We start from the raw sequence: 15,272 nt of genomic DNA on the forward strand, positions 1-15,272 counted from the left end.
TATCCGTACTGATCCAGATCAAGAGTTAATCACTTTTAACCGCCCAATAGTTTGATGCCCTTCACCTTATTAGTCATTAATCTTCAGCTTACAAGAATATGAAAATGTGATTTATTTCAATATTTTAGATTTTAATTTAGAGAGGTATGGCGCACATTTAACGAATTAAAGTGATAGCAACAGCTAAATCAAATCTAGATGTGAGCAAAATCACTCCCCCCCAAAGAGGATGAATATGCTTAAAAATTAGACTTGCAGAGCATTTTTTAGCAAGGGTACTTAAACCCGTTGTTATTAAGGGCGAGTCCCAGAGCCGGTACTGATATTGATTGGGATCTTTGAATCGGCCTTTCAATACTGGGCAGTAGAGTAGCTAGAGGATAATGTCGACAGAGAAAGAGCATGAGCCAGAAACTAAAAAGCCAAATCGACGCACAAGGAACGTCGATTTGGCTTTTGTTTTCGCATAAGCACTCAGCTTAAGCTTTTATTTTGAAACAGTAGATACACGCGGGTAATAAACGCAGTGACTTGGCTTTTATTTAGTTTTAGCCAAATCCCGTTTATTTGTGCATCATAATCTCTAAGATCTGCACATCAGTTTGGGTCATCGCGCCATTGGCTAATGCTGCAAGGTTACGAATGGTTTGGTCAACATCATCAGCAACAATCCCTTCAGTGCCAGTAACTCGAATACCATCAATCGCCATTAAGGCCGCTTTTACCGCAGCGCCTGCCGATGAAGATACTTTCATAGCGCAAGCAGTTTTGGCACCATCACAAATAACCCCGCTAACATCGCCAATCATGCTGCAAATGGCGGCGCTAACTTGCTCTATTTCGCCATCAAGTAAATAGGTAATGCCTGCTGCTGAGCCCATCGCAGCGGTGGTTGCGCCGCATAGCGCTGACAGCTTGTTTTGATAGCTCTTAATGTAGATAGCGGTTAAATGCGACAACATTAATGCGCGAACGGTTTGCTCTTCACTCGACTTTAGAAAATCTGCACTAACAACCACAGGCATAGTGGCCGCAATACCTTGGTTGCCTGAGCCTGAGTTGCTCATGGCGGGCATCATAGCGCCGTCCATACGTGCATCAGATGCGCCAGCGGTGCGGGTTAATACTTCAGTTAATAAGCCGCCAGACAATAAACCTCTTTCTTGGTTTTTAACGAAGGTCGCGCCAATTTTTAAACCATAATTACCGCTAAGGCCTTCAACCGATAAGGCATCATTTAGGTTTTTAGCCTGCATGATAAATTCGATGTCTTGTAATGGTGCATGAATGGCAAAATCATAAATATCTTGCAGTTTTGCTTCGATAAATGGGTCGACTTTAGCATTGCCTTTAACCACCTCTGCCTTTGACTCAACTATGCATTGCTCGCCATTTTTTTCAATCGCAATAACTTTAGTGTGGCTATCGGCAATGGTCACGCTCGCCGTTTGTTGCTGATAATAAACCGTAACTTTAGCGTACAAGACATTAGCCACATCAGCCACACCAACGGTCACTTGGTTGTTATCCAGCATCAATTTGGCGATTTGAACATCGCTTGCGGTCAGGCCTTTTAGCACCTCAAGACCAGCATCACGCTCACCTGCAACAGCGCCGATTGCGGCAGCAATTGGCAAACCAACCATACCCGTGCCAGGGATCCCAACACCCATGCCATTTTTCATTAAGTTAGCAGAGACACTGACGTCAATCTTGATGTCCGATGAAACGATACTGGCTTGGTCTTTTATCCCTAGCTCATCAATAGCAATGGCTGCAGCTAATGCCACTGAAATTGGTTCTGTACAGCCAAGGGCTGGAACGACATCACGTTTTACTGCTTCAAGAAATAAAGGCCATAAGTGTTGGTTCATTGTTCTACTCGCTTTTAGTCATCGACACTACTTTAAATAACGTCATTGCAATCTTTGATTCATTGTAATGGATTGACTGAAGAAATATTTTTCCATTTTTTCTACAAATAACACAACAAAGAGAATATTTTTCTACTAAAATACATTCTTAAATTATAGAACTGCTTAATTAAGCAACTATAGATAATCAATTAATAAACGCATTAGGAAAACCTTGTGGTTGAAAAAGTAAAGTTAGATAAAGTAGACCGCCAGCTGCTCACCATGCTGCAGCACGATGTGACCTTATCGCTTAACGAGTTGGCTAAAGCGGTTAATTTAACGACCACGCCTTGCTGGAAACGCCTAAAGCGTTTAGAAGAAGAAGGCGTTATTAGTAAGCGTGTCGCCCTGCTCAATCCAAGTAAAATTGGCGTTGATTTCACCGCATTCGTACAGGTTAAGACTTGCGACCATTCTCACGCTTGGTATGAAACCTTTATTGAAGCTGTGTACGCTATGCCTGAAGTGATGGAGTTTTACCGCATGGCGGGAGAATATGATTATATGATGCGGGTACAAGTTGAAGATATGGCGGCTTTTGACCACTTTTATAAGCGTTTGGTTAACCAAGTTGCAGGCCTCACCAATGTCACTTCAACCTTTGCTATGGAGTCATTGAAGTTCAGCACGGTTTTACCATTAAAACCTGCCTAGTTTGCTGATTTACCAAGTTTTCTTCTGTAAAAATCAAACAAAAAAGGATGCAATCAATGCATCCTTTCTCTGAATATAGAATCCGTTCACGTTAGTTATAGACGATAGCTACTTAGGCTCTATCTGCTCAACCATCAACTGCAAGCTCTGATTGCCTCTAAACTCGTTTACATCGAGTTTATACACCACCTGCGCATATTGAATCGTAGCATCAGGCCAAGTCTTCAAGTCCACATTAAAGGCGATGGCATCGAGCATCACCCGGCCGCACTCAGTTTCTAGAATCAGCTTTAAGTGCTTTTCACCGACAATCCGTTGCTGTATCACTCTAAAGTAACCGTCAAATAACGGCTCAGGGAACGACTGTCCCCAAGGGCCTGCTGCACGTAATTCACTAGCAAGATCCAGTTTAAACTGCTCAGGCACTAGTTCGCCGTCAGATACCAGCTCACCGGTCAATAATTCTGGCGCTAACACTTCACGTACGGCTTTATCGTACGCATCAGCAAACTGGGCAAACTGCCCTGCTTGAATCGACAGACCCGCCGCCATGGCATGGCCACCAAACTTTAAAATCATTCCCGGGTGGCGGCTGTTGATTAGCTCTAACAGGTCGCGCATGTGCAGGCCCTTAATCGAACGTGCAGAGCCTTTAATCTCACCCTCGCCCGCTTCGGCGAAGGCGATCACTGGGCGGTGATATTTATCTTTAATCCGCGAGGCTAAAATACCGATAACCCCTTGGTGCCAATCCGCTTGATAAATGGCAATGCCCCAAGGCAGTTCAGCTTCATTAAGCTCGATACTCTCAAGACTCTTAAGCGCTTCTTGTTGCATATCCGCTTCAAGATCGCGGCGCTCAGCATTCAAACCATCAAGTTCCGATGCCATGCGTCTTGCTAGCATGATGTCATCGCACAGTAAGGTTTCGACCCCTAATGCCATTTCATCTAAACGTCCTGCGGCGTTTAGCCTTGGACCTACTGCAAAACCAAAGTCAGAGGCAACAATACGCGATGGTGTGCGTTTAGCCACTTCAAGCAGCGCAGTAATCCCCACGCGGCAGCGCCCTGCTTTGACTCGCTGCAAACCCGCTTCAACCAAAATACGGTTATTGGTGTCGAGTGATACCACATCGGCGACAGTACCAAGGGCAACAATATCCAACAATTGCGCAAGATTCGGCTCCACGATATTTTGCTGTTGGTACCAATTACGGCGTCTTAGCTCGGCTCGAAGCGCCGACATTAAGTAAAACGCGACGCCAACCCCTGCAATCGATTTACTGGCAAACTCGCAGCCATCTTGATTAGGGTTCACAATTGCATCGGCATCAGGCACTGTGTTGCCCGGCAAGTGATGGTCGGTAATCACTACTGTCATGCCCAGTGCTTTAGCTGCAGCGACGCCTTCAATCGATGAAATACCGTTATCAACGGTGATCAGCAGTTCGGCATTTTTACTGGCAGCAACCGCAACAATTTCAGGGCTTAAACCATAGCCGTAATCGAAGCGGTTTGGGATAAGGTAATCAATTTTTTGCGCGCCCATCATCCGCAGCGCAAGCACACATACACTGGTAGAGGTGGCACCATCGGCGTCAAAGTCGCCCATAATAAGAATCGCTTTTTGCGCTTCTATGCCATCAGCAACAATTTTCGCTGCTTGCGCTAATCCCGCCATAGTATCTGGGCGCAGCAACTTAGCTAAGCTCAATTCACAGTCAGATGCAGCAACGCCACGACTGGCATAAATCTGTTTTAAGATCGGCGAAAACGTATCGGGAAGGTGGCTATCATCCACTCTTGGACGGCGTACTATCTGATGGATCACGTGAGATTAAATCCTCTGAAAAATTGACTCGATTAGCATAACAAGACTGCCGCTAAAGGGGCACAAAAAAGGTGAGCCTTGGCTCACCTTTTTTTGTCGCTTAACTAAAATCGCTATTATTGCTGCGATTCAAGTGTGCGTAATAATGCCTCTGGTGGCTGGTAACCAGGGATCAAAGTGCCGTCGTCTAAAATAATTGCTGGTGTACCGTTAATGCCAAATGCTTGGCCTAACTGATATTGCTCTTTAATTTTAGCATCACATGAGGCTTTCTGAACTGCTCTGCCATTTTTAGCATCGCCCATCGCTTTTAGTGGGTCTTTAGCACACCATACTGATTCCATTTCATCAGCATTTGCAGATGGAACACCTGCGCGTGGGAACGCTAAGTAACGTACAGTAATACCTAAGTCGTTATAACCGTCCATTTCGTTGTGTAATTTACGGCAATAACCACAGCTCACATCAGTAAAGATAGTTACTACGTGCTTTTCATTCTTAGCCTTGTAAACCAACATATGATCTTCAAGCGGCTTCATCATATCGATGCGAGGACCTGCCATTGCCGCTTCAGTTAGGTTTTTCATGCCCTTATTTAAGTCATAAAGGTTACCGTGAAATAACTTTGAACCGTCTTTAGTAATATACAGCACGCCACGATCGGTAAAGGCTTCGTATAACTCAGCAACCGGTGATGGCTTAATTGAAATCACTTCAACGCTAAGGGTGTCGCTTAGCTTTTGCTTTAACGCTGCAGTGTCGTCACTAGTGTTTGAAGCTGCGCTAGCGGCTGGTGCAATTAACATTGCCATAATCAAAGAAAACGTTCGAGTGAACTTCATGGGTATTCCTACTCTTTTGTAAGGGTCAGACTTATTGGATATAAACGATTAGACCTAGTTTGGAGCTGAAAAGTTACAGACTCAACCAAGTTAAAGCAAATTATTTGCTGTAACTAAATCATACAGACGTGAAATCCATCAAATATTTAGCCAAAGTCTAGATTTAATAAGTGGCTTTCTCCAGTCAACAAATCTAATACTTAGCTTCAACTAAAGTGAATCAGCCAAACTAATAAGGCTTATAAATTAGCCTCTTGGATGATGTTCACTATGCAGGCTGGCTAGTCTTGCCGTGGCTACATGGGTATAAATTTGCGTAGTTGATAAATCGCTGTGGCCGAGTAATAACTGCACCACACGCAGGTCTGCACCATGATTTAATAAGTGAGTGGCAAAGGCATGACGCAAGGTATGCGGCGACAATTCAGTGTTAATGCCAGCTCTTAATGCGTATAGCTTAATTCGATGCCAAAATGTCTGCCGCGTCATCTGTTGGGCTCGTTTAGATGGAAACAACACATCGCTTTGCTTGCCTTTCAGTAGCTCTGCTCTAGCAAATTTTAAGTAAGCCTCTAGCTCAGCCACCGCTAACTCACCCAGCGGTACCAAGCGCTCTTTGCCACCTTTACCGGTAATGCGCACTAAACCTTGGCGCAAACTGAGTTGTTCCATGGTGAGCCCCACCAACTCTGAAACCCGTAAACCCGTTGCGTATAAAAGCTCAAGCATGGCTTTATCACGGCTTTCTATCGGGTCATCATCAACCGGCTCTGCTAGTAAGCGATCAATGTCTTCTTCGCTAAGTGAATCAGGTAACTTACGTGCCAGCTTTGGCGACTCAATTAAGGCCATTGGATCAGTATCAATTTGCTTTTTAACGATTAAATAACCATAGAATCGCCTTAAGCTACTCATCATGCGCGCACTACTGGTTTTAGCGCTACCTTTATCAAAACGCTCAGCGAGGTAGTCGCGCACCTCAAATTGCGAGCAACTTATAAGCTTGCCACCACGCAGTTGTAAGTAACGGTCGAGATGGCGTAGATCGGTACGATAGGCACTTAAGGTATTATCACTTAAGCCTTTGGTCGACCAAAGATCATCTAAGAAAATATCAATAATGCTATCGGCCGTGTACTTTTCTGACACTTCTCATTCCTATTTACTTTAAAATAAGGCCCTAGCTCCTAGGACGCTTCGCTGCGAGGACGGGCTAAAACCCTGCGAGGAAAAGCAAAAGCCAAAAGCGCAGCGTTTCGTACGTGACGCAGTCACATTCGTAAGGCCACAGGCCGTTCGCCTTCTAGCGTCTTGGCTTTTCTTAGGGCCTAGAACCTGCTTTCCTAGCCCCTTCTTCTAAACCTTCTTTAAACAAAAAGGCGATGATTCAGTGAATCATCGCCTCAATATTATGCCATTGTGTGACGGTTCGCTATCTTAACGACTAACCGTCATCACTAAGTTAGCTCGCTGCTAACGGCTCTTTTGGTTTTTTAGCCATTAAACAAGCAATAATCACGATTGCGGTTGGTAGTAACCAAGCCATGCCTTCGTTATGTAGCGGCATAAAGTTAAAGATGCTTACATCAACTTTAGCAGCTTTAAAGCCGTCAATAATACCGAAGAATAGTGCCACACTCACGACCAAACGGTGCGCTGTTTTCGGGTGAGCAAAACGTTCAGTTAAAAAAGTCACTGCAACCAAAGCTATCGCCACAGGGTAAACAGTCATTAACACTGGAACGCTAATGTCGATTAACTGTGCCAAACCTACGTTAGCAACCGTTGCACACACAATGCTTACGATTACGACAAAACGACGGTAAGAAATTTTTGGTGCAACTTCGTTAAAGTATTCACCACACGCACTGATTAAGCCTACAGAGGTAGTTAAACAAGCAAGCGTAACCACAGATGACAACAAGATCATGCCACTAGCGCCAAACTTTGCAATCACGTAGTTACTTAAAATCACGCCACCGTTTTCAGCACCAACAGCTAAATCGCCCGCTGTAGCACCTAGATAGAATAGTGAAACATAAACAAAAGCTAGACCAGCTGCAGCAATCAAAGCTGCTTTAATTAAATACTTAGTTTGCGCAGCAGGCTCGCTAATACCTTTTTTACGTAGAATATCGATAATCAACATACCGAAAATCAACGACGCTAAGGTATCCATGGTGTTATAGCCTTCCAAAACACCCTTAGTTAGTGGGTGAGTTTGGTATTCGCCAACGGCAGCGCCAATGTCACTACCAGGAATAACGATAACAGAGATCGCCAGACCCACTAGCAAGAGAATAAGGATAGGGGTTAATACCTTGCCGACGCTATCGAGTAATTTACCAGGGAATAGTGCTAAAACCATTGATAAACCGAAGAAGGCTAAGGTGTAGAACAGTTGGGTTATATTCAGTGTTAAACCTGCAATCATAAAGGTTGCAGAAGAATCTTCTAGAAACGGCTTGAAGCCAACTTCATAGGCTACTAAGCCTGTTCTTGGCGCAGCAAATGCAGGGCCTATAATGATGAAGATCGACACAGCAAGTGCAGTTGCAGCGATGGGGGGCAGCAGTTGCATAATCTTACCGTTCGCTTTAGCGACAGCAATCAGAGTGATCAGTGGTAAGCCTACAGCAGTAATAAGAAAGCCAAACATGGCAAAGGTGATATTCTCGCCGGCTAAGAAACCTGCTAAAGGTGGGAAAATTAGGTTACCCGCGCCCAAAAAGAACGCAAAGGTCATAAACCCTAACCCCAACGTATCTGCAATACTCAACTGATTATTCTGCACTTTATTCCCCATCTAGATTTTTTTATTTAGTTAACGATTTCATGCCGTCATGCCTTCAAGACATCCCGTTAGGACGACAATAAAAATGTGTAATTATTACTTTACATGGTTCCGTGGTAAATACGGCCTATTCTTGGCGAGTTTTTGAACAGCAGCGGAAAATATTAACGCTTAAATTGCTTTAAAACTGGTTTACCTACTCTAAAACTGGGCTTTTACCAAGTAAAGAGGGGCATACTATTATCAGAGTCATATCTAATTAACAAGCAAGCATACGGAATAAACTGCATTCTCGATATAAACCAAAACACCTTATTAACAAGTGCTTTTCATAACTTACATTCGCCCTATTAGCCGCCACAACAAGACACATCTGCTTTAATAGCCAGCAAGCGTTTTAAAGCTAGTAACCACTTACCAGCAGCAAAATTCACCGTTTGCTTAATAATTAACAAATTCCATGACATTGGCTAATTTCAGGCTTGGCTTGTTTAGCGTACAATTAGCTTCATCCTTATATTTAATGTTGCTGCTATGCCATTCACCTTTAAACGTTTTCATATTGATGACACTCGCTGCGGTATGCCTGTTAGCACTGATGGTGTGTTACTTGGTGCATGGGCGCCGTTAACTCAAGCTAAAACTATTTTAGATCTTGGTGCTGGCAGCGGTCTGTTGAGTCTAATGGCAGCACAGCGCAGTAACGCGAACATTACGGCCGTAGAACTTGACCCACAAGCCGCGCTTGATTGCCTAAGCAATTTCAGTGCTAGCCCTTGGGCTGCGCGTTTGTCACTTGTGTGCTGTGATATTCAAAGCTATTGCCTGCATCAAACGCAACAGTTTGACCATATCATCTGTAACCCGCCCTACTTTGCTAATGGTCCACAATCGAGCATTAGCGCGCGTGCCACTGCGAGGCACACTGATAGCTTAAGTTTTGACACTTTATTACTGTCTATCAAACAGCTGTTAGCGACTAACGGTAGCGCGAGTTTAATTCTGCCTAGTGAATCGGTTGCTGAGCTTGAAGCAAAGTTGGCAAGTCACCAACTGCTATTACGACACAAACTGCTGGCAGCCAGTGTTGAAGGCAAAACACCTAACAGGCAAATACTGCTACTGACCCACCTCAGTGGCAATGACGCAGAGCCTGAAATCATAGAGCAACTGACTATTCGTCAGAAAAACGGCCTGTACAGCGACCAATTTATCCAACTCAGTCAGGATTTTTATTTAAAGCTCTAGGATCGGCGATCTAATCGTTTAAAGTCTCTCCTATAAGCTTTATAATGTCCGGCTATTATTTATTGAGATGCCACGCATGCAATTTGAAGATCTCCAGCTTGACCCTTGTTTGTTAGAGTCACTGAAAGCAATGGGCCATAACAAGCCCACTACCATACAACAGCAAACAATCCCAGTCGCAATGGAGCAAAGAGATATCTTAGCTCGCGCGCCTACTGGCACGGGTAAGACGGCAAGCTTCCTTCTGCCTGCGTTGCAACACCTTATCGACTTCCCACGTCGATACGGCGGCCGTGCACGTGTATTGATCCTGACACCGACTCGTGAACTTGCTAGCCAAATTCACCGTTATGCTAGCCATTTGGCTACAGGCTTAGGTTTAGACACTGTGATTATCACGGGTGGCGTACCTTATGGCCCACAAGAAGAAGCCCTACAAAAGAACGTTGATATCTTAGTTGCGACTCCAGGCCGTTTAATGGAGTACCTAGATAAAGGTCACTTCAACGCAGAAGAAGTTGAAGTATTAGTTATCGACGAAGCTGACCGCATGCTAGACATGGGCTTTTCTGCCGTAGTTGAAAGTATTGCTATCGAGTCTGTAGGTCGCAAACAAACGATGTTGTTCTCTGCCACGCTTGAGGGCAGCGATGTAGGTCGTTTCTCACACAATCTACTGACTAACCCAGTTAAACTAGAAGCAGAAGCACCACGCAGTGAAAAAGCTAAGATCCACCAGTGGATCCACCTTGCTGACGATAAAGCACACAAGTTTGCTTTGTTGTGTGCACTTCTAAAACAAGAAGATGTGCAACGCACCATTGTTTTCGTTAAAACTCGTGAAGCGGTAGCAAGCCTTGAAGGCCTATTACAAAAAGAAGGTATCACTTGTGCATTTATGCGTGGTGATATGGAGCAAAAAGCGCGCTTCCAAGCACTGGGTCGCTTCACTAAAGGCGAAGTAAATATCTTGCTAGCGACGGACGTTGCTGCACGTGGTATCGACGTTGACGACATTACTCATGTGATTAACTACGATATGCCTCGTTCTGCCGACACATACGTGCATCGTATTGGTCGTACCGGCCGTGCAGGCGCTAAAGGTACTGCTATTTCATTAGTTGAAGCACATGATATTCGTGTTGTCGGTAAGATTGAGCGTTATATCGAGCAACCACTAAAACGCCGCTTCGTTAAAGATCTACGTCCAAAGAACAAAGAAGCCAAGCCACCTGGAAAGAAAAAGCCTGGTCCAGATAACAGCAAAAATTTCAGCAAGAAGAACAAGAAGAAAAAGAAGAAGTAGTCATACTTCATGCTCATTATTAGGGTCACATTATGTGACCCTTTTTTATGGCTAAAATTCAGCTAACAGCTTATTTTACTGCAAATATATCACTACAGTTTGAAACATTTCATTTACAAATAACGCTATCACCTTGACCTTGAGTCTGGTAATTTATGCAACTAGAAGAAGTCTTTGCATGGAAACGCAGCCTGATGATGAATAAAATAAAAACCATACTTCGAAGAATGTCACCGCTATTCATTCTTTTTGCCTTTATTGTTGTAGCCCAGATCCTAATTGGCACCAAAGAAGCCCCTGAGCAAAAAGCCGATGAAGTACCTGTCGCAATTGTTGATGTTACCGAAGTCAAACAGCAAACGGTTTCTTTAAACTTACCCTCTTATGGCGTAGTGAGCCCTAAATATAAAACCCAATTAGTTACCGAAGTTCAAGGCCGTATGCTGACGATATCGGCTAACTTTGTTGCCGGTGGTGTCGTTAAAAAAGGCGATGAACTTGCGGTTATTGAACCTTCTGATTATGAAGCAGACTTAATGCAAGCACAGGCATCACTTGCTCAAGCTAAAGCAGCGCTAGAAGAAGAACGGGCAAAAGGTGAAGTCGCTAAAAACGATTGGAAAGGCTATGACGGAGGCATTCCACCAGAGCTTGGGCTACGTTTACCACAGCTCAAGCAAGAACAAGCTAATGTGAAGTTCCAGCAAGCCGCACTAGCTCGTGCACAGCGTAACCTAGAGCGCACCGTTATTCGCGCGCCATTTGATGGCATCATTAAAGCCCGTAATGTCGACTTAGGGCAATACGTGACTTTAGGCACCAACTTAGGTGAATTGTACGATACTCGTATTGCTGAAGTTAGATTACCTCTATCGAATAACGATCTTGCTTACCTAGAGTCAGTTGATAACCCTGATACCGATGTTAGCTTGAGCGCCGATTTAGCCGGTAAGACGATTACTTGGCAAGGACAAATCATTCGCAGTGAAGGGGTTATTGACGCTGAAAACCGTATGGTTTATTTAGTCGCTGAAGTCAAAGACCCATACCTACGTACCAATCGCGTTGAGGGCCAGCTGCCATTAAAATATGGCACCTTTGTTACTGCAGTGATTAAAGGCCGCACTGTTGAAGGTATAGTAAAACTACCACGTCATTTAGTACGCGATAATCAAGTCACCATAGTTAATAACGATAACAGTATTGAGCTACGTGAAGTTAACGTGGTTAAAAGTGATTTAGAAAATGTCTACATTAAAGACAGCCTGCAAAGCGGTGAACGTATATCGCTAACCAACCTGACCAATGCTGAGAATGGCCAAATCGTTAAAGTTTTAGGTGAAGAGTCTAATTCTTCTATCGAAACCGACTCTGATAGCGATAATAGTGAAGAGCAACTTGCTAATGCAGGAGCTCAATAATGACCACAGACAATAATCAAGACGCAACAACCGAACCAAGCAATATCCCGCGCGAACCACAAAAAGGGATTATTGCGTGGTTTGCCAAAAACAATGTCGCAGCCAACCTGCTGATGTGGGTGCTAATCATTGGCGGTTTATTCAGTACCTTAATTATTAATAAAGAAGTTTTCCCCTCGTTTGAGCTAAATTACTTACGGATCACTGTTGCCTACCCAGGCGCAGCACCACAGGAAATTGAGGAAGGGATAACCATTAAAATCGAGGAAGCCATTCAAGATATTAATGGCATCAAAAAAGTCACCTCTGTCGCCAGTGAAGGAGTGGGTTCAGTCTCGATTGAAGTGGAAGATAGTTACGATCCACAAGATGTTTTAGATGAAGCCAAACTGCGTATCGATGCGATTTCTACCTTTCCGGTGAATATTGAAAAGCCCGATATTTATCGAGTGAAACCCGAAAATAATGTGATTTGGATTTCTGTGTATGGCGATCAATCACTACAAGAGATGAAAGAGCTCGCCAAAACAATTCGTGATGAAGTGGCCGGCCTACCCGCAATTACCAAAGCACAAGTCACAGGGGTTCGTGATTACGAAATTGGTATTGAACTGTCTGAAGATAAACTGCGTGAATATGGGCTGACTTTCTCACAAGTGGCCCAAGCCGTACAAAATTCTTCTATCGATCTACCGGGCGGTTCAATTCGCGCTAAAGATGGCGATATCCTGCTGCGTACTAAAGGCCAAGCCTATACAGGCGAAGACTTTGCACAAATAGTAGTGAGCACTCGCCCAGATGGTAGCCGTATCATGCTGCCGCAAGTAGCGACCATCAATGACAGCTTTGAAGAACGCTTAGAGTACACCCGTTTTAATGGTCAGCCTGCTGCGATTATTGAGATCCTCAGTGTCGACGACCAAAATGCGCTTGATATTTCAGCGCAAGTTAAAGACTACATAGAACAAAAGCGTGACGTACTGCCAACGGGCGCAAAGTTAGATACTTGGGGCGACTTGACCCATTACCTAAAGGGCCGCTTGAATATGATGTTATCTAACATGTTCTACGGTGCCTTATTGGTGTTCCTGATTTTGGCGCTATTCTTAGAAATTAAATTGGCGTTCTGGGTCATGATGGGACTGCCTATTAGTTTCCTTGGTGCCATGCTGTTTATGCCGCTAGAGCCTTTCTCGCTCTCAATTAATCTATTAACCCTATTCGCATTTATTCTAGTGCTAGGGATCGTGGTGGACGACGCCATTGTTATTGGTGAGAGTGCCTACAGTGAGATTGAAGAAAATGGTCACTCGCTAGAGAATGTGATTAAAGGTGCTAACAAAGTCGCCATGCCAGCCACATTCGGGGTTCTCACCACCATTGCCGCCTTTATGCCAATGCTAATGGTATCGGGCCCACAGGGGATTATCTGGAAATCCATCGGCATGGTCGTGGTGCTATGCCTAATATTCTCATTGATTGAATCTAAGCTTATTTTGCCGGCTCACTTAGCTCATATGAAACCGCGTAAGCCTCGCTCACAACTTGGGTTACTCGGCCGCTTAAAGGCTAAGCTTAACGACAAAGTACAGTACTTTATTCATAATAACTACCGCCCGTTTTTAGAGCGTTGTATCGTACAGCGTTATAACGCAGTAGCTGTGTTTATTGGTGTACTTATTCTATCGATTTCTCTGGTTATAAGTGGTCAAGTACGCTGGGTATTCTTCCCCGATCTGCCGTCTGACTTTATCCAAGTCAATATAGAGATGGAAGCGGGTAGTTCTGAAGAAAACACCTTAAAAGTGGTACAAGAAGTTGAAGAAGCCCTATATGCCATGAACGATGAAATGGAGAGCGAGCTTGGTTACCCTGTAGTTAAACACAGCTTTATTAATATGAGTTCGCGGACTTCAGCGTTCCTGTTTGCTGAACTCACCAAAGGTGAAGACCGTGACGTAGACGGCGAAACTATCGCTACCGCATGGCGTAAACAGCTACCTGAGCTACTGGCTGTTAAGAAACTTAATATCAACGCCAGCACTAATGACAACGGCGGTGATATTTCATTTAGGTTGACCTCAAGTAACCTTGAGCAACTCTCACAAGCCTCTAAGGAGCTAAAGCAGAAGCTAGGCACCTATGAAGGCGTGTACGACATTGCTGATAACTTCTCATCTGGTAGTCAGGAGATCAAACTGCAGATCCGTCCTGAAGCTGAAGCACTAGGGCTAACCTTGTCAGATCTTGCACGTCAGGTACGTTATGGTTTTTATGGTTATGAAGCCCAGCGTATTTTGCGTAATAAAGAAGAAGTTAAAGTGATGGTACGCTATCCGCTTGAGCAGCGACGTACTGTTGGCCACCTTGAGAACATGCTTATTCGCACACCAAGTGGCGCGGCAGTACCTTTCTCAACGGTAGCAGACTTGCAGCTAGGTGACTCTTACTCATCGATTACCCGTGTAGACGGTCGCCGAGCCATTACCATTAATGCTAATGCTGATACGAATAAGGTTGAGCCTTCAAAAGTGGTCAGTGAAATTCAGAAAGAGTTTTTACCGCAATTGCAGGCGAAGTATCCAAATATTTCAACCGCCCTCGATGGTGGTAGCGCCGATGAGCAAAGTGCTTTGATTAGCTTAATGCAGGGCTTCTTCTTCGCGCTATTTACTATCTATGCGCTAATGGCTATTCCGCTTAAATCTTATAGTCAGCCGTTAATTATTATGTCGGTTATTCCATTTGGCATGATTGGTGCGCTGTTTGGTCACTTTATCTTAGGTCTCAACATGAGTATTTTGAGCCTATGTGGCATCGTAGCGCTTGCCGGTGTTGTGGTGAATGACTCGCTGATTCTAGTCGACTTTGTTAACCGCGCTCGAGCAGAGGGCCATAGTATTGTCAAGGCCGCGGTCGATTCTGGTTGCTATCGCTTTAGAGCAATTATCTTAACCTCGCTCACGACCTTTGTTGGCTTAGTGCCGATTCTGTTGGAAAAGAGTTTGCAAGCGCAAATTGTTATTCCAATGGCAGCCTCGCTGGCATTTGGTATCTTATTCTCTACAGTCGTCACCTTAATATTGGTGCCTTTGCTGTACATCATCCTCGATGATATTAGGCGCACTTCACGTCGTTTCTTCAATTGGTGGTGGCGACCTAAAGCTGATAACGAAGCTGTATCTGAGCCAGTAAATTAACAGATACTTATCGATATTGTTCCAGTATTAAAGGAGGCTAATCGCCTCCTTTTTTATT

General features: G+C 44.3%; 10 protein-coding genes. 5 read left to right on the forward strand and 5 right to left on the reverse strand.

The features are described from left to right. Positions 1 to 563: 563 nt before the first annotated feature. Positions 564 to 1,874, reverse strand: coding sequence for an L-cysteine desulfidase family protein (locus AB4298_RS09615; protein WP_248997763.1), 1,311 nt, complete (start codon positions 1,872 to 1,874; stop codon positions 564 to 566). Positions 1,875 to 2,090: 216 nt separating this feature from the next. Here AB4298_RS09615 and AB4298_RS09620 point away from each other — a divergent pair, with 216 nt between their 5' ends. Continuing rightward, the gene (locus tag AB4298_RS09620) at positions 2,091 to 2,570 is read left to right on the forward strand and encodes an Lrp/AsnC family transcriptional regulator (RefSeq protein ID WP_220778627.1); all 480 of its coding nucleotides are present in this window, start codon (positions 2,091 to 2,093) and stop codon (positions 2,568 to 2,570) included. Between the two features lie 108 nt (positions 2,571 to 2,678). Here AB4298_RS09620 and recJ read toward each other — a convergent pair whose 3' ends face one another. From recJ to brnQ, 4 genes are all read right to left on the reverse strand, one after another. After that, the gene (gene recJ / locus AB4298_RS09625; RefSeq protein WP_248997764.1) at positions 2,679 to 4,403 is read right to left on the reverse strand and encodes a single-stranded-DNA-specific exonuclease RecJ; all 1,725 of its coding nucleotides are present in this window, start codon (positions 4,401 to 4,403) and stop codon (positions 2,679 to 2,681) included. Positions 4,404 to 4,519: 116 nt separating this feature from the next. After that, positions 4,520 to 5,245 (reverse strand): bifunctional protein-disulfide isomerase/oxidoreductase DsbC, encoded by a 726-nt coding sequence (gene dsbC, locus AB4298_RS09630; protein ID WP_220778632.1) that lies wholly within the window; start codon positions 5,243 to 5,245, stop codon positions 4,520 to 4,522. A gap of 246 nt (positions 5,246 to 5,491) precedes the next feature. Next, on the reverse strand, positions 5,492 to 6,394 hold the full coding sequence (xerD, locus tag AB4298_RS09635; RefSeq protein ID WP_371986489.1) for a site-specific tyrosine recombinase XerD: 903 nt from the start codon (positions 6,392 to 6,394) through the stop codon (positions 5,492 to 5,494). A 313-nt stretch (positions 6,395 to 6,707) separates the two neighbouring features. Next, entirely contained in the window at positions 6,708 to 8,051 is a 1,344-nt protein-coding gene (brnQ, locus tag AB4298_RS09640) for a branched-chain amino acid transport system II carrier protein (RefSeq protein WP_248997766.1), read from the reverse strand. A 522-nt stretch (positions 8,052 to 8,573) separates the two neighbouring features. Here brnQ and AB4298_RS09645 point away from each other — a divergent pair. The 4 genes from AB4298_RS09645 to AB4298_RS09660 all read left to right on the forward strand — a co-directional run bounded on the left by AB4298_RS09645 (position 8,574) and on the right by AB4298_RS09660 (position 15,214). Then, complete coding sequence (locus tag AB4298_RS09645; RefSeq protein ID WP_371986491.1) at positions 8,574 to 9,287, forward strand: tRNA1(Val) (adenine(37)-N6)-methyltransferase; 714 nt, start codon at positions 8,574 to 8,576, stop codon at positions 9,285 to 9,287. A gap of 76 nt (positions 9,288 to 9,363) precedes the next feature. Then, positions 9,364 to 10,593 carry an ATP-dependent RNA helicase SrmB gene (srmB, locus tag AB4298_RS09650; RefSeq protein ID WP_248997768.1) on the forward strand — a complete coding sequence of 410 codons (1,230 nt, stop codon included), beginning with the start codon at positions 9,364 to 9,366 and terminating at the stop codon, positions 10,591 to 10,593. Positions 10,594 to 10,787: 194 nt separating this feature from the next. Next, positions 10,788 to 12,014 carry an efflux RND transporter periplasmic adaptor subunit gene (locus tag AB4298_RS09655; protein ID WP_248997769.1) on the forward strand — a complete coding sequence of 409 codons (1,227 nt, stop codon included), beginning with the start codon at positions 10,788 to 10,790 and terminating at the stop codon, positions 12,012 to 12,014. Beyond that, entirely contained in the window at positions 12,014 to 15,214 is a 3,201-nt protein-coding gene (locus AB4298_RS09660; RefSeq protein ID WP_371986492.1) for an efflux RND transporter permease subunit, read from the forward strand. The genes AB4298_RS09655 and AB4298_RS09660 overlap by 1 nt, the downstream gene beginning before the upstream one ends. The last annotated feature ends 58 nt before the right edge of the window (positions 15,215 to 15,272 follow it).

The sequence above is a fragment of the Shewanella sp. 10N.261.52.F9 genome, assembly GCF_041471165.1.
GTDB lineage: Bacteria > Pseudomonadota > Gammaproteobacteria > Enterobacterales > Shewanellaceae > Shewanella > Shewanella marinintestina.